The 17,374-nt window shown below is 61.5% G+C and carries 17 protein-coding genes and 2 pseudogenes; 8 read left to right on the forward strand and 11 right to left on the reverse strand.

What is annotated here, in order from left to right:
* The first annotated feature begins 16 nt into the window (after window positions 1-16).
* A complete protein-coding gene (locus H7995_RS12275; RefSeq protein ID WP_166589290.1) occupies window positions 17-385 on the forward strand; it encodes a DUF4870 domain-containing protein in 369 nt (122 codons plus the stop codon).
* 155 nt (window positions 386-540) lie between these two features.
* On the opposite strand, the gene H7995_RS12280 is transcribed toward H7995_RS12275, so the two are convergent.
* The gene (locus tag H7995_RS12280; RefSeq protein WP_003176915.1) at window positions 541-1,320 is read right to left on the reverse strand and encodes an exodeoxyribonuclease III; all 780 of its coding nucleotides are present in this window, start codon (window positions 1,318-1,320) and stop codon (window positions 541-543) included.
* Window positions 1,321-1,402: 82 nt separating this feature from the next.
* On the opposite strand from H7995_RS12280, the gene pyrE reads away from it, so the two are divergent.
* Window positions 1,403-2,047: an orotate phosphoribosyltransferase gene (gene pyrE / locus H7995_RS12285; protein ID WP_150638147.1), complete on the forward strand. Its 645-nt coding sequence runs from the start codon at window positions 1,403-1,405 to the stop codon at window positions 2,045-2,047.
* A gap of 67 nt (window positions 2,048-2,114) precedes the next feature.
* Here pyrE and argB read toward each other — a convergent pair whose 3' ends face one another.
* The 4 genes and pseudogenes from argB to coaBC all read right to left on the reverse strand — a co-directional run bounded on the left by argB (window position 2,115) and on the right by coaBC (window position 6,335).
* Window positions 2,115-3,020, reverse strand: coding sequence for an acetylglutamate kinase (argB, locus tag H7995_RS12290; RefSeq protein WP_095164880.1), 906 nt, complete (start codon window positions 3,018-3,020; stop codon window positions 2,115-2,117).
* A 39-nt stretch (window positions 3,021-3,059) separates the two neighbouring features.
* Window positions 3,060-4,463, reverse strand: a pseudogene (locus tag H7995_RS12295) (phosphomannomutase/phosphoglucomutase); the annotation flags it as partial.
* Window positions 4,464-4,665: 202 nt separating this feature from the next.
* The gene (dut, locus tag H7995_RS12300; protein WP_166589288.1) at window positions 4,666-5,121 is read right to left on the reverse strand and encodes a dUTP diphosphatase; all 456 of its coding nucleotides are present in this window, start codon (window positions 5,119-5,121) and stop codon (window positions 4,666-4,668) included.
* A 5-nt stretch (window positions 5,122-5,126) separates the two neighbouring features.
* Window positions 5,127-6,335, reverse strand: a complete 1,209-nt coding sequence (gene coaBC / locus H7995_RS12305; protein ID WP_182342856.1) for a bifunctional phosphopantothenoylcysteine decarboxylase/phosphopantothenate--cysteine ligase CoaBC — start codon at window positions 6,333-6,335, stop codon at window positions 5,127-5,129.
* A gap of 135 nt (window positions 6,336-6,470) precedes the next feature.
* Between coaBC and radC the strand changes: the two genes are divergently transcribed.
* Window positions 6,471-7,145, forward strand: a complete 675-nt coding sequence (radC, locus tag H7995_RS12310; RefSeq protein ID WP_166589286.1) for a RadC family protein — start codon at window positions 6,471-6,473, stop codon at window positions 7,143-7,145.
* A 109-nt stretch (window positions 7,146-7,254) separates the two neighbouring features.
* Here radC and H7995_RS12315 read toward each other — a convergent pair whose 3' ends face one another.
* Complete coding sequence (locus tag H7995_RS12315; protein ID WP_182342854.1) at window positions 7,255-8,838, reverse strand: ABC transporter substrate-binding protein; 1,584 nt, start codon at window positions 8,836-8,838, stop codon at window positions 7,255-7,257.
* A 481-nt stretch (window positions 8,839-9,319) separates the two neighbouring features.
* On the opposite strand from H7995_RS12315, the gene rpmB reads away from it, so the two are divergent.
* Together rpmB and rpmG are read left to right on the forward strand one after the other, a co-directional pair.
* The gene (gene rpmB / locus H7995_RS12320; RefSeq protein WP_007894701.1) at window positions 9,320-9,553 is read left to right on the forward strand and encodes a 50S ribosomal protein L28; all 234 of its coding nucleotides are present in this window, start codon (window positions 9,320-9,322) and stop codon (window positions 9,551-9,553) included.
* A gap of 11 nt (window positions 9,554-9,564) precedes the next feature.
* Window positions 9,565-9,720 carry a 50S ribosomal protein L33 gene (gene rpmG, locus H7995_RS12325; RefSeq protein ID WP_007894709.1) on the forward strand — a complete coding sequence of 52 codons (156 nt, stop codon included), beginning with the start codon at window positions 9,565-9,567 and terminating at the stop codon, window positions 9,718-9,720.
* Window positions 9,721-9,800: 80 nt separating this feature from the next.
* Here rpmG and H7995_RS12330 read toward each other — a convergent pair whose 3' ends face one another.
* The 3 genes from H7995_RS12330 to H7995_RS12340 all read right to left on the reverse strand — a co-directional run bounded on the left by H7995_RS12330 (window position 9,801) and on the right by H7995_RS12340 (window position 10,787).
* Window positions 9,801-10,019, reverse strand: coding sequence for a peptidase inhibitor (locus tag H7995_RS12330; RefSeq protein WP_166589284.1), 219 nt, complete (start codon window positions 10,017-10,019; stop codon window positions 9,801-9,803).
* A 118-nt stretch (window positions 10,020-10,137) separates the two neighbouring features.
* Entirely contained in the window at window positions 10,138-10,338 is a 201-nt protein-coding gene (locus H7995_RS12335) for an I78 family peptidase inhibitor (RefSeq protein ID WP_166589283.1), read from the reverse strand.
* A gap of 86 nt (window positions 10,339-10,424) precedes the next feature.
* Window positions 10,425-10,787, reverse strand: a complete 363-nt coding sequence (locus tag H7995_RS12340) for a cupin domain-containing protein (protein ID WP_182342850.1) — start codon at window positions 10,785-10,787, stop codon at window positions 10,425-10,427.
* Between the two features lie 225 nt (window positions 10,788-11,012).
* On the opposite strand from H7995_RS12340, the gene H7995_RS12345 reads away from it, so the two are divergent.
* A complete protein-coding gene (locus H7995_RS12345) occupies window positions 11,013-12,506 on the forward strand; it encodes an aldehyde dehydrogenase (RefSeq protein WP_166589281.1) in 1,494 nt (497 codons plus the stop codon).
* 173 nt (window positions 12,507-12,679) lie between these two features.
* Complete coding sequence (locus H7995_RS12350; RefSeq protein ID WP_166589280.1) at window positions 12,680-13,825, forward strand: MFS transporter; 1,146 nt, start codon at window positions 12,680-12,682, stop codon at window positions 13,823-13,825.
* Window positions 13,826-13,849: 24 nt separating this feature from the next.
* Here the strand turns inward: H7995_RS12350 and H7995_RS12355 are convergent.
* Together H7995_RS12355 and H7995_RS12360 are read right to left on the reverse strand one after the other, a co-directional pair.
* Window positions 13,850-15,397, reverse strand: a pseudogene (locus tag H7995_RS12355) (phospholipase D family protein).
* A 128-nt stretch (window positions 15,398-15,525) separates the two neighbouring features.
* Window positions 15,526-16,947 carry an aminotransferase-like domain-containing protein gene (locus tag H7995_RS12360; RefSeq protein ID WP_185818434.1) on the reverse strand — a complete coding sequence of 474 codons (1,422 nt, stop codon included), beginning with the start codon at window positions 16,945-16,947 and terminating at the stop codon, window positions 15,526-15,528.
* A gap of 175 nt (window positions 16,948-17,122) precedes the next feature.
* Between H7995_RS12360 and H7995_RS12365 the strand changes: the two genes are divergently transcribed.
* The gene (locus tag H7995_RS12365; RefSeq protein WP_166589277.1) at window positions 17,123-17,368 is read left to right on the forward strand and encodes a DUF1127 domain-containing protein; all 246 of its coding nucleotides are present in this window, start codon (window positions 17,123-17,125) and stop codon (window positions 17,366-17,368) included.
* The last annotated feature ends 6 nt before the right edge of the window (window positions 17,369-17,374 follow it).

A 17,374-nucleotide genomic window follows, 5' to 3' on the forward strand; every position in this document is an offset into this window, starting at 1 on the left:
CAGCAAGGAGAGCGTCATGAGTGATGAGCAACTACCGGTGCCCGCGCCGAGCCGTGAGGTTCGTCAGTGGGCGATGTTCTGCCATCTCTCGGCCTTGCTGGGGATCTGGGTGCCGTTCGGCTCACTGATCGGCCCGCTGATTCTGTGGCAGATGAAGCGTGAGATGGACCCGTTCGTCGACGATCAGGGCAAGGAGGCGCTGAACTTCCAGATCAGCGTGGCCATTGCCTCGGCCATATGCCTGCTGTTGATGGTGGTGGTGATCGGGTTCTTCCTGTTTGGCCTGCTGGCCATTGGCGCGCTGGTGCTGACCATCATTGCCGGGGTCAAGGCCAATGAGGGGCAGGTGTATCGTTACCCGTTCACCTGGCGGTTGATCAAGTAATAACCAGATGCAGTTCCTGTGGGAGCGGGCTTGCCCGCGATAGCGATCTGGCAGGCAGCACATGGGCTGAATGTCATGGCCTCATCGCGGGCAAGCCCGCTCCCACAAAAAAGCCGACATCGCTGTCGGCTTTTTTGTGTCTTGCGTATCGACGCCTAGATGGTCAGCGTCCAGTCGTAGTCCACGATCAACGGTGCGTGCTGCGAGAACCGCGGTTGACGGGGCAGACGTGCACTGCGAACAAAGCGGCGCAGGCCTGGGGTCAACAGCTGGTAGTCGAAGCGCCAGCCCAGGTTGAGCATCTCAGCCTGTTCGTTGTCTGGCCACCAGCTGTACTGGTCGCCTTCACGGCTGACTTCGCGCAGGGCGTCGACATAACCCATGTTGCCGACAATCTCGTCCATCCAGGCACGTTCAGGTGCCAGGAAGCCCGGGGATTGCTGGCTGTCGCGCCAGTTTTTGATATCCAGCTTCTGTTGCGCCACGTACAGCGAGCCACAATAAATGTACTCGCGCCGCTTGCGCCGCTGTTTATCCAGATAACGGGCGAAATCGTCCATTAGCTTGAACTTCTGGTTCAAGTCTTCATCGCCGTTCTGCCCCGAAGGGAGCAGCAAGGTCGCGATGCTGACCTTGTCGAAATCGGCTTGCAGGTAGCGCCCGTAGCGGTCGGCCGTCTCGAAACCGAGACCGCTGATGACAGCCTTCGGTTGCAGCCGCGAATACAAAGCCACGCCACCTTGGGCGGGGACTTCGGCATCGCAGGCATAAAGGAAGTAGCCATCCAGTTGGAAGGCTGGATCGTCCAGTTCAAAGGCGGAGGCGCGGGTGTCCTGCAGGCAGATGACGTCGGCATTCTGGGCTTGCAGCCAACTGAGCAAACCGCGCTCGACTGCCGCCTGAATACCATTGACGTTCACACTGATGATCCGCATAAATGGCCCCAAAAATCGCGTGCGTGTATGATACACGGCGTCAAGCTAATTAGCTAAATCCGTGGTATTTGGGGTTTTTTGCATGCAAGCGTATCAGCGCGATTTCATTCGTTTTGCCATCGATCGCGGCGTTTTGCGCTTCGGTGAGTTCACCCTGAAGTCCGGGCGTACCAGTCCTTACTTCTTTAATGCCGGCCTGTTCAACTCCGGCAGCGCCCTGGCGCAGCTGGGTCGCTTTTATGCGGCGGCCATCGTCGAGAGCGGTATTTCCTTCGACGTGCTGTTTGGCCCGGCGTACAAGGGCATCCCATTGGCGGCAACCACCGCCGTGGCGCTGGCCGAGCATCACAACCGTGACCTGCCATGGTGCTTCAACCGCAAGGAAGCCAAGGCCCACGGCGAAGGCGGCAGCCTGGTGGGCGCACCGCTGACCGGCGACGTGCTGATCATCGACGACGTGATCACCGCGGGCACCGCGATCCGTGAAGTGATGCAGATCATCGCTTCCCAGGACGGCGCCAAGGCTGCTGGCGTGTTGATTGCCCTCAACCGTCAGGAGCGCGGCAATGGTGAGCTGTCGGCGATCCAGGAAGTGGAGCGTGACTTCGGGATTCCGGTCATCAGCATCGTTTCGTTGAACCAGGTCCTGGAGTTCCTGGCCGACGATCCTCAGCTCAAGCAGCATCTGCCAGCCGTAGAAGCCTACCGCGCGCAGTTCGGCGTGTAGCCGTCGCCGGACAAAAAAAGACCCCGCTCAGCCTGGCTGAGCGGGGTCTTTTTACAGGTGCCAGCGCTTATGGGCGCTTGCGATTGCTGATCAGGGTGCCCACACCGGTATCGGTGAAGATTTCCAGCAGGATCGCATTGGGTACCCGGCCATCGATGATCAGCGAACTGCCCACGCCACCCTGTACCGCTTCCAGCGCGCAACGAATCTTCGGCAGCATGCCACCGTAGATGGTGCCGTCGGCGATCAGTTCGTCGACTTGCTGGGTCGTCAGGCCAGTCAGCACAGTGCCTGACTTGTCCATCAAGCCGGCGATGTTGGTCAGCAGCATCAGCTTCTCGGCTTTCAGCGCTTCGGCCACTTTACCGGCCACCAGATCGGCGTTGATGTTGTACGACTCGCCGTTGGCCCCTACGCCGATCGGTGCAATCACCGGAATGAAGTCGCCCTTGACCAGCAGGTTGAGCAGGTCGGTGTTGATCCCGACCACTTCGCCCACTTGCCCGATGTCGATGATTTCCGGCTGGGTCATCTCCGGCGTCTGGCGGGTGACAGTCAGCTTCTTCGCGCGAATCAGCTCGGCGTCCTTGCCGGTCAGGCCGATGGCGCTGCCGCCATGACGGTTGATCAGGTTGACGATGTCCTTGTTGACCTGGCCGCCGAGCACCATCTCCACCACGTCCATGGTCTGGGCGTCAGTCACCCGCATGCCGTCGATGAAATGACTCTCGATCGACAGGCGCTTGAGCAGGTCGCCGATCTGCGGGCCACCCCCGTGCACCACCACCGGGTTGATGCCCACGGCTTTCATCATCACGATGTCACGGGCGAAGCCAGTCTTGAGCTCCTCGCTTTCCATCGCGTTGCCGCCGTATTTGATCACCAGCGTCTTGCCGACATAGCGGCGAATATAAGGCAGCGCTTCGGACAGGACCTTGGCGGTGTTGGCGGCGGCTTCGCGTTCGAGGGTCATTCAGGGCTCCGGCACTTGTGTAAAAGGCGCTTCAAATAATCAAAACGGGAGTTGGAGGTCAGGTGCAACACGTTTCAGCTGAGCGTGGAACACATCCTTGATGCGCTGCAATTCGGCCTCGTCGTCAGCCTCGAAACGCAGCACCAGCACCGGTGTGGTGTTGGAGGCGCGAACCAGGCCCCAGCCTTTGGCGTAGTCGACTCGCACACCGTCAATGGTGGTCAGGTCGGCGCCGTCGCCCCACTGGGCGTCGTGCAGTGCATCAATGATGCTGAATTTGCTCTCTTCGGTCACATGGATATTGATTTCCGGCGTGGAAATATCGTTCGGGAAGGTCTCGAACAGTTCCTGAGCCGTGGATTTCTCCTGGCTGAGGATCTCCAGCAGGCGAGCGGCGCTGTAAATGCCGTCGTCAAAACCGAACCAGCGCTCCTGGAAGAAGATGTGCCCGCTCATTTCGCCAGCGAGCAGGGCACCGGACTGCTTCATTTTTTTCTTGATCAGCGAGTGGCCGGTTTTCCACATCAGTGGGCGACCGCCATATTCCTTGATCAGCGGGGTCAGGCGGCGGGTGCATTTGACGTCGAAGATGATCTCAGCGTCCGGGTTACGTGCGACCACGTCCTTGGCAAAGAGCATCAGCAGGCGGTCCGGGAACACGATGTCGCCGGTATTGGTCACCACGCCGACACGGTCACCGTCACCGTCGAAGGCCAGGCCCAGGTCGGCATTGGTTTGCTTGACCTTGGCGATCAGGTCCACCAGGTTTTCTGGTTTGCCCGGGTCCGGGTGGTGGTTGGGGAAGTTGCCGTCGACTTCGCAGAAGAGCGGGATTACTTCGCAATTCAGGGCTTCGATCAGTTGGGGGGCAATCACGCCGGCAGCGCCGTTGCCGCAGTCAACCACCACTTTCAGGCGGCGTGCGAGCTTGATGTCCTGAACAATCTGGGCGCTGTACCGATCGAGAATCTCGACCTTGGTGATGCTGCCCTGGCCGCTGGTCAGGTTGTTGCTTTTCAGGCGCTCGTGCAGGGCCTGAATCTGTTCGTTGGCCAGGGTGTCGCCAGCGATCACGATTTTGAAGCCGTTGTAGTCCGACGGGTTGTGGCTGCCGGTGAGCATCACCCCAGACTTGCCCGCGAGGACGTTGGCGGCGTAGTACAGCGCCGGAGTTGGCACCAGGCCGACGTCGCTGACATGGCAGCCAGCATCGGCCAGGCCCTGGATCAGTTGCTCAACCAGTTCCGGGCCGGACAGGCGGCCGTCACGGCCGACGCTGATGTTCGGTTCATCCTGGGCCAGGGTCTGGGCGCCGATGGCGCGACCGATCCAGTAAGCGGTTTCGGCGTTGAGGAATTTCGGTACGGTGCCGCGAATGTCATAGGCGCGAAAGATGCTGTCGGGAAGCGTCGGGGCAATCTTGCTTGGGGTGCTCATCTGCGGAAATGCTCCATTTCGAAAGTGGCAGGACAAACCGTCAATTCATTCGACGGCGGATTCAAACTGAAGGGTATGACGGCGTTTTCCACCCATAGTTCGTGGTATGAAAGGGCCATGATGCATCGTGGGGCGTGGCTTTGTTTCGCCAGTAGCTCGATTTTCGGCGTCAATCCGTTCATTCGAACCTGCCCCAGTCCGGGTCCCGCTATTTGGCGCCGGTGTGGCCGAAACCACCGACGCCGCGCTCGGTTTCAACGAACTCTTCAACCATCTCGAAATGCGCCTGCACGACCGGCACCAGCACCAATTGCGCCAGGCGTTCGCCGACCGTCATGGTGAATGCGCTCTGGCCGCGGTTCCAGCAGGACACCATCAGTGGGCCCTGGTAGTCGGAGTCGATCAGGCCGACCAGGTTGCCCAGCACGATCCCGTGCTTATGGCCCAGGCCCGAGCGCGGCAGGATCAGCGCGGCCAGGCCCGGATCGCCGATGTACACTGACAGGCCGGTAGGGATCAGCACCGTTTCGCCGGGCTGGATAATGGTGTCTTGTTCCAGCATGGCCCGCAGGTCAAGGCCGGCGGAACCAGGTGTGGCGTACTGGGGCAGCGGAAATTCGCTGCCGATGCGTGGGTCGAGGATCTTGGCTTGCAAAGCGTGCATACGAATTAAACCTGGTTCAGACGTTCGGCGATAAAAGTGATCAGTTGGCGGGCAATCTTGCCCTTGCTGGTCTGGGCGAAAAGGGTGGCGTGCAACTCACGGTCGATCACGCTGCAGGCGTTTTCCTCGCTGTTGAAGCCAATACTGGGGTTGGCCACGTCGTTGGCGACGATCAGGTCGAGGTTCTTGTCCTTGAGCTTGCGTGCGGCGTAATCGAGCAGGTGTTCGGTTTCGGCGGCGAATCCGACACTGAACGGACGGTCAGGTCGGGTGGCAATGGTGGCCAGAATATCTGGGTTGCGCACCATTTGCAGGACAAAGCCGTCGCCTGTCGTAGGGTCTTTCTTGAGTTTTTGCGGGGCGACGACTTCCGGGCGGTAGTCCGCAACCGCAGCGGACGCGATGAACAGGTCGCAAGGAATCGCGGCCTCGCAGGCGGCCAGCATGTCGCGGGCGCTGACCACATCGATGCGCGTCACCCGGTCCGGGGTCGGCAAGTGCACGGGGCCGGTGATCAGGGTCACGCGGGCACCGGCTTCCACCGCGGCTTCGGCCAGGGCAAAGCCCATTTTTCCGGAGCTGTGGTTGGTGATGTAGCGGACCGGGTCAATGTTTTCCTGGGTCGGACCGGCCGTGATCAGCACGTGCCGGCCGGTCAGCGCCTGGCGCTGGAAACAATCGGCCGCGCACTGGGCCAGGTCATCGGCCTCCATCATGCGGCCCATGCCGACGTCGCCGCAGGCCTGGCTGCCCGAGGCCGGGCCGAAGACCTTGAAGCCGCGGCTTTCAAGCAACTGGGTATTGGCCTGGGTGGCCGGGTCGCGCCACATTGCCTGGTTCATGGCTGGCGCCAGGGCGATGGTGGCGTCGGTGGCCAGGACCAGGGTGGTCAGCAGGTCGTTGGCAATGCCTTGGGCCAGGCGGGCAATCAGGTCCGCGGTGGCGGGGGCGATCAGCACCAGGTCAGCCCACTTGGCGAGCTCGATGTGGCCCATCGCGGCTTCGGCCGCCGGGTCCAGCAGGTCGAGGTGCACCGGGTGCCCGGAGAGGGCCTGCATGGTCAGCGGGGTGATGAACTCGCTGCCGCCGCGGGTCATGACCACGCGCACTTCGGCGCCCTGGTCGATCAGGCGGCGAACCAGTTCGGCGCTCTTGTAGGCAGCAATGCCGCCGCCGACGCCCAGAACGATGCGTTTCCGATACAGCCGCTGCATAGGTCTGCCTTTCAATTCGTTGGTGACATACGTGGCGAAACCCCCTCCCCAGGGAACAATCGCCCGCAAAAAAGATGGGCTACGATATCACAGCGACCGCTACGGAACAGCGGCGCCCATCGACAGGGAGGTGCTATGAGCATTCGAGATTGGCCGACGACAGAGCGGCCACGGGAGAAACTTCTGGAGCAGGGTTCGGCGAGCCTCTCCGACGCGGAATTGTTGGCGATCTTTCTGCGCACCGGGGTCGCCGGGAAAAGCGCGGTAGACCTGGCCAGGCACTTGCTGCAGCAGTTTGGCAGTTTGCGTAACTTGCTGGAGGCGGACCAGCAGACGTTCGCCGGCCAGTTGGGGTTGGGGCCGGCGAAATTCGCCCAATTGCAGGCGGTACTGGAGATGGCGCGTCGGCACTTGGCCGAGCACCTGCGCCAGGCCTCAGTACTCAAGAGCCCGATCGAGGTGCGCAACTACCTCAAGGCCATGCTGCGGCATGAGCCCCACGAGGTGTTTGCGTGTCTGTTCCTCGATTCCCGGCATCGGGTCCTGGCATTCGAGATCCTGTTTCGCGGCTCGATCGACACCACCAGCGTTCATCCGCGCCAGGTGGTCAAGCGCGCCCTGGCGCACAACGCGGCGGCGTTGATCCTGTGCCACAACCACCCCTCGGGAAACGCCGAGCCGAGCCCGGCCGACCGGGCGCTGACCAAGCGTTTGCAGGAGACGATGGAGTTGGTCGATGTGCGAGTGCTCGACCATTTCATCGTCGGTGACGGTGATCCGTTGTCGATGGCCGAGTATGGGTGGATCTAGGCGCCGAATGCGTCCCCCATCCATGGCCATGCGGGAGTAGTGCTCAGCACGCAGCGCTCCACCCGGACCGCTGCGTGAGGATTGAGTTTTTTCGCGAGCAAGCTCGCGCCTAGCGTTTGATTTTCGAGAAGTCCTGGCGGCCGAACGGGCTGACCGAGTAGCCCTGGATCTCCTTGCGGGTCAGGGCGTAGGCGGTCGGGTGGGCCAGGGGGAGCCACAGCGCCTGCTGCTGGATTTGCCCCTGGGCCTGCTCGTAGAGCTTGGTGCGCACGCCCTGCTCGGTGGTGGTCTTGCCGGCGTTGATCAGCTTGTCCAGGCCTTGATCGCAGTACCGTGCGAAGTTGGTCCCGGACTGCACGGCCGCGCAGGAGAATTGCGGGGTCAGGAAGTTGTCCGGATCGCCGTTGTCACCGGCCCAGCCCATGAACAGCAGGTCGTGCTCGCCGGCTTTGGCCCGACGAATCAGTTCGCCCCATTCGATCACGCGAATTTCCGCCTGAATCCCCAGTTCCGCCAAATCCGCCTGCAGCAATTGAGCGCCCAGGCTCGGGTTGGGGTTGAGCAGGCTGCCGGAAGGGCGGGTCCAGATGGTGGTCTTGAAGCCGTCCTTGAGTCCGGCCTTGGCCATCAGCGCGCGCGCCTTGGTGAGGTCCTTCGGATAGCCCGGCAGGTCCTTGGCATAGCTCCAGGTGTTGGGCGGGTAAGGGCCGTTGGCGGCTTGGGCGGTGTCTTCGAACACGGCCTTGAGGTAGCTGGCCTTGTCGAAGGCCAGATTGATCGCCTGGCGCACCTCCGGTTTGTCCAGCGGCGGATGCTGGCTGTTGATGGCGACGAAGGCGGTCATGAAGGCTGGCGTGCTCTCGACCTTGAGGCTCGGCTCCTGGGCGGCAGCCTGGACGTCCAGCGGTTTGGGCGACAGGGCGATCTGGCATTCGTTGCGCCGCAGTTTCTGCAGGCGCACGTTGGCGTCCGGGGTAATGGCGAACACCAGGGTGTCGATCGCGGGCTTGCCGGCGAAGTAGTCGCGGTTTGCCTTGTAGCGGATCGATGCGTCTTTCTGGAAACGTCCGAAAATGAACGGCCCAGTGCCGATCGGCTGGCTGTTGAGTTTCTCGGGTGTGCCCGCCTTGAGCAACTGATCGGCGTATTGCGCGGAGTAGATCGAGGCGAAACCCATGCTCAGTGTGGCGAGGAAGGTCGAGTCGGGGTGGTCGAGGGTGAAGCGAATGGTCAGCGGGTCGAGGGCGTCGATTTTCTTGATCAGCGCAGGCAGCTGCATCGATTGGGCGTGAGGGAAGCCACTCTGGGCGATCTTGTGCCAGGGCTGTGCCGGATCCAGCATGCGGTCAAAGCTGAACTTCACGTCTTCGGCGGTCAGGGTGCGGCTCGGGTTGAAGTACTCGGTGCGATGGAACTTCACCTCCGGGCGCAGCTTGAAGACATAGATCAGGCCGTCGGCCGAGACTTCCCAGCTGTCAGCCAGGCTCGGCACGACCTTGCCACTGACGGTGTCAAAATCCACCAGGCGATTCATCAGCACGTCCGCCGAGGCGTTGGTGGTGGTCAGCGAGTTGTATTGAACGACGTCGAACCCTTCCGGACTGGCCTCGGTGCAGACGCTCAGGGCGGCAGCCTGGGCCAAAGGGCTCAGCAGCAGTGGGGCAAGCAACAGCGGTAGGGCAGCGAGGCGCATGTGTGGATTCCTTTGCAGATCGGAGGCCCATCTGCGAGTGCAGTCTGGAAAAGGCTTACCCTAGTGGCCTGCCAGGCAAATGACTATCCCCTTTTTTGATTTGTGTCCTGCTCGACGGTGCATGTTTTCGCCGTTTATTGCGCTTGGGCCGGGGCGAAATAGCGTAAGGTGGCGTGCCGGCACCCTCTGTGCGAGGGGGCAGGGTGTTGCTCTGCGACGAGCGGTCACTGCCATCGATAGCCTTTATCCAAGGCGTCTGGCGTCGTAAATCCGGGGTTTTTGAAAACTCTCTTCACACCAATAGTTGTTGCTATGGGGTCTTTCTGGTATAAAGCAGCGCTCTTTTCTAGGGGCCCGGTTCCTTCACTGTAGGTGTAGCCGGTAAGACCTCTAAAGAAACGCGGCGCCTGGCGCCAAATGACTGAGAGATTAAGCGGCCAACCCATGCCGGGTTGGGCATGTGGTTTTAGAGGGCTGAGGCATGTCGAGAGTATGTCAAGTTACCGGTAAGGGTCCGGTGACTGGGAATAACATTTCCCACGCAAACAACAAAACCCGTCGTCGTTTCCTGCCGAACCTGCAGCATCATCGCTTCTGGGTTGAAGAAGAGAAACGTTTCGTGCGTCTGCGCGTATCTGCCAAAGGCATGCGTATCATCGACAAGCGTGGCATCACTGTCGTGCTGGCCGAAATCCGCAAAGCTGGCAAGATCTAAGGGAGCTAATCATGCGTGAATTGATTCGTTTGATTTCGAGCGCCGGTACTGGTCACTTCTACACTACCGACAAGAACAAGCGCACTACTCCGGACAAAATCGAGATCAAGAAATTTGATCCGGTTGTTCGCAAGCACGTGATCTACAAAGAAGGCAAAATCAAGTAATTGATTTTTCCCTCTTAAGAAAAAGGCCCGTATCGCAAGATACGGGCCTTTTTTGTGGCCGGGGGAAAAGCTTCACGTGCTCAACCGCACTGAATGCTGACAATGACATTGTCGGCATTGGTCAGCAGGCTGATTCGTCGTGGGACTCGCTTGTGGTCTGAGGCGTAGCGAGGGCCGGTGACCCGCACCGGTGCGCCATTGGCCTGGGCTCGTACCTCCTCGAGCAACTGAGGGGTGCAGGTCTGGCCGATGGTGTATTCAGCGATCGTGACGTCGCATGAGTCTTGAGTGTCGGGCATGTTGCCTCCTTGCGTTGTGGGTCTGGATTGAGGCACGTCCTGTGCGCTCTTGCTAAAAAAAGGCCGGTATCGCGAGATACCGGCCTTTTTACTTACGCCAGTGCCGCTCGGCGAGCACTCAACCGAAGTTGAACGCCTCAATGGTGCCGGAGGCATTGGTGACGACGTGAATTCGCGTGCTATCCAGTTCCTTGGTCGCGACTTCACTGGCGCCGACTACGCGTCGCGCAGTCAGTTCGCTGATGTAGGCCTTCATGGAAGCCACATAAGGCTGGCCGATCAGGTGTTGAAGCTGTTGGAGGACTTCTTCATTGGTCATGTTCATTAATCCTTTAAGTGAACGATTATTGTCCGTTGGGACAGTTCGATTCTCCTCTGAGCCATGACCCGATGTGCGGTATATATCTATGGTTTCTGTTCAAACGCCACGTAGATCTTGCGGCATGTTTCCAGGACTTCCCAGGTGCCCCGGAATCCGGCTGGGATGACAAACCGATCACCGGTGCGCAGGGTCTTGGCATGGCCTTCGGTGTCGCGTAGCACCGAAACCCCCTGGACGATTTCGCAGTACTCGTGTTCGGTGAAATTGACCGTCCACTGCCCGACCGCGCCCTCCCAGACACCGGCATTGAGCTGGCCGCACGGGCTGTTGTAGTGGTTGTAGACGGTTTGCTCAGGGTCGCCCTTGAGGATTTTGGCCGCGTCCGGGCGGTAGCGTTCGGCGGCGGTGCCGGCCTGGCTGAAATCGACGATGTCCTGGATGCTCATACTGGTAATCCCCCCGTGTTTGCTTGGAAAGCCCCGAGTCTATGTTTATTAAAATGAACATCGCAAGGTCGTTTGCCGGCCTTATGTCAAATATATTGAAACTTGAGGGGCGGCTGGTTTAGGGTGGCGGGTGCCTCGGGCCGATTTCAAGGCTGGCCGGGCAGAATTCCTGACAGCGCCCGTGAAGAACGCGGGTGTCGTATTTAATAAGAGGAGGACACTCGTATGACCACCCTGACTCGTGCCGACTGGGAACAACGTGCCCGCGACCTGAAAATCGAAGGCCGCGCCTACATCAATGGCGAATACACCGACGCGGTCTCTGGCGAGACCTTCGAGTGCATCAGCCCGGTCGATGGCCGTCTGCTGGGCAAGATTGCCAGCTGTGATGCCGCCGACGCCCAGCGCGCCGTGGACAATGCCCGTGCCACGTTCAATTCCGGTGTCTGGTCCCGCCTGGCTCCGGCCAAGCGCAAGGCCGTCATGATCCGTTTCGCCGGCCTGCTCAAGCAAAATGCCCAGGAGCTGGCCCTGCTGGAAACCCTGGACATGGGCAAGCCGATCAGCGATTCCCTGGGCATCGACGTTCCGGGTGCCGCCCAGGCACTGAGCTGGAGCGGTGAAGCCATCGACAAGATCTACGATGAAGTGGCGGCGACCCCTCATGATCAACTGGGTCTGGTGACCCGTGAGCCAGTGGGCGTGGTTGGCGCTATCGTGCCGTGGAACTTCCCGCTGATGATGGCTTGCTGGAAACTCGGTCCGGCGCTGTCCACCGGTAACTCGGTGATCCTCAAGCCGTCCGAAAAATCCCCATTGACCGCCATCCGCATCGCGGCCCTGGCCGTCGAGGCCGGTATCCCCAAAGGCGTGCTCAACGTGCTGCCAGGCTACGGCCACACCGTGGGCAAGGCCCTGGCCCTGCACATGGACGTCGATACCCTGGTGTTCACCGGCTCGACCAAGATCGCCAAGCAACTGATGATCTACTCCGGTGAGTCGAACATGAAGCGCGTCTGGCTGGAAGCCGGCGGCAAGAGCCCGAACATCGTGTTTGCCGATGCACCGGACCTGCAGGCCGCCGCCGAATCCGCTGCCGGCGCGATTGCGTTCAACCAGGGCGAAGTCTGCACCGCCGGTTCACGCCTGCTGGTGGAGCGTTCGATCAAGGACACGTTCCTGCCACTGGTGATCGAGGCCCTGAAAACCTGGAAGCCGGGCAATCCGCTGGACCCGTCCACTACCGTGGGTGCGTTGGTCGATACCCAGCAAATGAATACCGTGCTGTCGTACATCGAGTCTGGCCATACCGACGGCGCCAAACTGGTGGCGGGCGGCAAGCGTATTCTTGAGGAAACCGGTGGCACCTACGTGGAGCCGACGATTTTCGACGGCGTGAGCAATGCCATGAAGATCGCCCAGGAAGAAATTTTTGGCCCGGTACTGTCGGTCATCACCTTCGATACCGCCGAAGAGGCCGTCCAGATCGCCAACGACACGCCCTATGGCCTGGCCGCAGCGGTATGGACCCGGGACATCTCCAAGGCTCACCTGACGGCCAAGGCCCTGCGCGCCGGTAGCGTGTGGGTCAACCAGTACGATGGCGGCGACATGACCGCCCCGTTCGGTGGCTTCAAGCAATCGGGCAACGGCCGTGACAAGTCGCTGCACGCCTTCGACAAGTACACCGAGCTGAAGGCGACCTGGATCAAGCTGTAAGCCTTTCAGGGAGCCTGGCTCCCTGAACGACGCAGATCCCTTGTGGGAGCGAGCCTGCTCGCGATAGTGGTATGACAGTCGACGTCGTGTTGAATGTTGCGCCGCCATCGTGAGCAGGTTCGCTCCCACAATGCTTTGTGCCACACATGAAAATATCCACAGGAGCGTGGAACATGCGTTGGGCGACTTATTTCGCCGTTCTGGCCTCGGTCCTGAGTGTCGGCCTGGCCCTGGGCGTCAGCATGCCGCTGGTGTCGTTTCGCCTGGAAAGCTGGGGCTACGGCTCGTTTGCTATCGGGGTGATGGCGGCCATGCCGGCCATTGGCGTCCTGCTGGGGGCGAAGATCTCCAGCCACCTGGCGGCCCGCCTGGGCACGGCCAACCTGATGCGCCTGTGCCTGTGGGCCGGAGCCCTCTCCATCGGCCTGCTGGCGTTGTTGCCCAGCTACCCGGTGTGGCTGGTACTGCGGCTGATGATCGGGGTCATCCTGACCATCGTGTTCATTCTCGGCGAGAGCTGGATCAACCAGTTGGTGGTTGAGCAATGGCGCGGTCGGCTGGTGGCGCTGTATGGCTGCAGCTATGCCTTGAGCCAATTGGCTGGGCCGTTGCTGCTGGGGGTGCTGGGCACCGACAACGACATCGGTTTCTGGGTCGGGGTCGCGCTGCTGGTGACTTCACCGCTGGTCTTGTTGGGGCGTAGCGGGGCGCCGAGCAGCGAAGCCCTGAGTGTGACCTTCAGTGACTTGCTGGGTTTCTGTCGCGGCCTGCCGGCCATCGCCTGGGCGGTGTCGTTGTTTGCTGCGTTCGAGGCGATGATCCTGACCTTGCTGCCGGTGTACTGCCTGCAACAGGGGTTCACCGCAGACATTGCCCTGGCCATGGTCAGCACCGTGGTCGTCGGCGATGCCTTGCTGCAACTGCCCATTGGTGCCCTCGCGGACTATCTGTCGCGGCGAACCTTGTTTGCCGGCTGCGCGGTGATCCTGATGCTGTCGAGCCTGGCGATCCCGCTGTTGCTCGACACGCTGCTGATCTGGCCGCTGTGGGTGCTGTTCGGTGCCAGTGCCGGCGGCTTGTTCACCCTGTCGCTGATTCTGGTGGGCGAGCGTTATCGCGATGATGCGCTGGTGCGGGCCAACGCCCACATCGCCCAGCTGTGGGGGATCGGTTGTCTGATCGGCCCGCTTGCAGCCGGTGCCGGCAGTCAGTGGGTCAGCGGGCACGCCTTGCCGTTGCTGATGGCAGCCGGGGCCTTTGGCCTGGTGCTGCTGTTGCTGCGCCAAGGGGCGTTTGGCGAGGCGGCGGAGCCGGTTTGACCTGTGGCCACTGTGGGCCGGGGTTCACAGTAGCCGTTCCAGGCCCAGGATGTCGCTGAACCAGGCATTGAAGCGGCGCCACCCATTTCCCGGTTCGCGGGTCAGGGTGTGCAGCTTGCCATCGTCTTCAGTGACCCAGACCAGTTGACCCTCCTGTAACCGCACCGCATAGCTGAGGGGAGGCGCCATGCCTTCCAGGGCGAGTTCGCGAACTCGCTCGGCAAGCGCCTGACTGTCGACCAGCACCCCGACTTCGGTATTCCACAGCACCGAACGCGGGTCGAAGTTGAATGAACCGATGAATGCCTTTTGCCGATCGAAGATGATCGCCTTGCTGTGCAGGCTGGATTCGGAGCCGCGGTAGCTGGCGCTGCGAAACAGGCTTGGTCCGCTACCGCCACCTGCGCCTGGTTGCCGGCGCAGTTCAAACAGTTGCACGCCGTGTTCCAGCAGCGCCTTGCGGTAGGGGGCGTAGCCGCCGTGGACGGCGGGCACGTCGGTGGCCTCCAGCGAGTTGGTCAGGAAGCTGACGGACACCCCGGCATCGGCCCGCCCTGTGAGGTACACCAGCCCGGGTGGGCCAGGCACAAAGTACGCCGAGATCATGATCAGCTCTTTGCTCACCCCTTGCAGTTCAGGGGTCAGTTGGGTGGTCAGCAGCAGTTACGGATCTGGCTCACCCTTGGCCAGCACCTTACTCGGCGCGTCCCACAGCGCCTGGTTCCAGGCCCAGATCAGCTCGCTGCGCCAGAGGTCCAGGCGCGGATCGGTCTGGTAGGCCTTCAATTGTTGGTACAGGGCCTGGTTCTGCCGATGGCTTTCGTCCAGGGACGCTTGCAGCTGCGCCCGCGTCTTGGCCAGATCGTTGGCCGTGGGCTGGCTGGAGACCAACTCATCGATCGGCGTGCTCAGGGCGCTGTTCCAGTACTGATCGAAACTGTGGCCGAGCTGTTCAGCGACAGGTCCGACACCCAGCAGGTCGATGTCAGTGAAATTGAGCTTGGGCTGCGCGTCGAAGTACTCGTCACCCAGGTTGCGCCCGCCGACGATGGCGGCGCTGCTGTCCGCCAGCCACAGCTTGTTGTGCATGCGACGGTGCTGCTGCGAGAGATTGAATAGCCGGCCCATGGCGCGGGTGACACCGGTACCGCGACCCAGCTCCAGCGGATTGAACAGGCGAATCTGAATCTGTGGGTGAGCGGCCAGTGTGGCAATGGTCTGGACCTGGCCATCGCTGGTGAGGTCGTCAAGCAGGATGCGCACCCGCACGCCACGGTCAGCGGCCTTGAGCAGTTCGCTGACCAGCAATCGGGTGCTGATGCCGTCTTGCACGATGTAGTACTGCAGGTCGAGGCTGCGCTGCGCGTTGCGGATCAACTCGGCACGGGCGGCAAAGGCCTCGCTGCTGTCCGATAGCAGGCGAAATCCGGATCGCCCTGCATGGGGGGCGGCCTGGGCCTGGATCGAGCGCCCGAAGGCAGACTCGGCAGCCGGCAACGCCTGGCTGGGTTCACGGGGTACGTTGAGCGAGGCGCAACTGCTCAGCAACGCGGCGAACAACACGCAGAGCAGGGCTTTTTCTGGGCGCAAGTCGAATGTTCCCGCAAAAGGGCAGGTTTGGAGTATGGCACGGTTGGCGATGTCGTCATGGCGTGGCGATGGCGCCTGGGAAACTGTCGGACATCGAGTTTCCAGAGGCGCTAACGGTTCTCGGCCAGCAGGGCGATCGCCGCTGCGCCCACCTTGCGCACGGCTTCCTCGACCTGGGCCGTGGGTTTGGCCGCGTAGTTCATGCGCAGGCAGTTACGGTACTTGCCTGAGGCGGAAAAAATGCTGCCCACGGCAATCTGTACGCCCTGGTCGAGCAGCACCCGATTGAGCTTGAGCGTATCGAAGCCCTCCGGCAGTTCGACCCACAGCATGAAGCTGCCCTGGGGGCGGCTGGCGCGGGTGCCGAGGGGAAAGTAGCGGCTGACCCAATCGAGCATCAGGTCGCGGTTGCGCTGGTACTGGTTGCGCATCCGCCGCAAATGCGGCTCGAAATGCCCGCCCTTGAGGAACTCGGCGATGGCGATTTGTGGCTGTGGTGCGGTCGAGCCCGTGCTGATGTATTTCATGTGCAGCACCCGCTCCAGGTAGCGTCCCGGAGCGACCCAGCCGATCCGCAGGCCGGGCGCCAGGGTCTTGGAAAACGAACTGCAGAGCAGCACGCGACCGTCTTCATCGAAGGACTTGATGGTGCGCGGTCGAGGGTAGGTGTAGGCCAGTTCGCCATACACATCGTCCTCGATAATGGCCACGTCAAACCGTTGTGCCAGGGTCAACAGCGCACGTTTGCGCGATTCCGGCATGATGTAGCCCAGCGGGTTGTTGCAGTTGGGGGTCAACTGTATGGCTTTGATTGGCCACTGCTCGAGGGCCAGTTCCAGGGCGTCGAGGCTGATCCCGGTGAGGGGGTCGGTGGGAATCTCCAGGGCCTTCATGCCCAACCCCTTGAGGGTCTGCATGGCGCCGTGGAAGCTTGGCGAATCCACGGCCACGATGTCGCCCGGCTCGCAGATGGCGCGAATGCTGGAGGACAACGCTTCGTGGCAACCGGTGGTGATCACCAGGTCGCTGGCGCTCAGTTGGCTGCCGGAATCGAGCAGCAGGCGGGCGATCTGCTCACGCAGTTCCAGCACCCCGTAGATGTTGTCGTAATACAGCCCCGGCATGTCCTGGCGTCGGCTGATGCGCGCCAGGCTGCGCAGCAGGGGTTTCATGGTCGGTGTGGTGATATCCGGCATGCCGCGGCCCAGTTGCACCACGTCCTTGCGGGGCACGGCGCGGATCAGCTCCAGCACCTGGTCCCACTGGGAAATGTCCACCGGGCGCTGGGCCGGGCGGCCCACCGCCGGCAGTTCGGGCAGTTCGCGCCCCACAGGGACAAAGTAGCCGGACTTGGGCTTTGGCCGCGCCAGCCCGTTGTCCTCCAGCACCCGATAGGCCTGCTGCACGGTGCTCAGGCTGACGCCATGCTCGACACTCAAGGCCCGCACCGACGGCAGGCGGTCACCGGGCCGGTAGAAGCCCTGTTCGATGCGCGTGCCGAGCAATTCGGCGAGGTTGACGTACAGCGTCATGGTGCGGCCTCGGCGAGAGAGGAGGGACCAGTACAGATTAGGCAAAAAACCATCATTCAGCGGTTAATTCGGCAAATCTGTATGGATGTAATACAGGTCCATTGAATCTGTAATGGTTTTGCCTGCCCGCGCATCATGGAATCTCTGGCTACCCAAGTAAACAGGAGCACTAAAAATGAACGGCTTGAGCGATGTGCGGCTGACGTTACACAGTCAGGAACTGGTGGCAGGGCACGATCAGGGCATGCAGCCGACGGCGATCCGCAATGCGCCGTCCTGCCTGGGGCGCTGGGGCCTGCTCTGGCATCGTCTGCACACGCGCAAGGCCTTGCTCGAACTCACCCCGGAACAACTGCGCGACGTCGGCTTGAGTCATGAGCAGGCGAAGGAGGAGGCGCTGAAGCCGTTCTGGCGGCTTTGAACGGCC

The organism is Pseudomonas kielensis (genome assembly GCF_014236655.1).
Classification (GTDB): Bacteria; Pseudomonadota; Gammaproteobacteria; order Pseudomonadales; family Pseudomonadaceae; genus Aquipseudomonas; species Aquipseudomonas kielensis.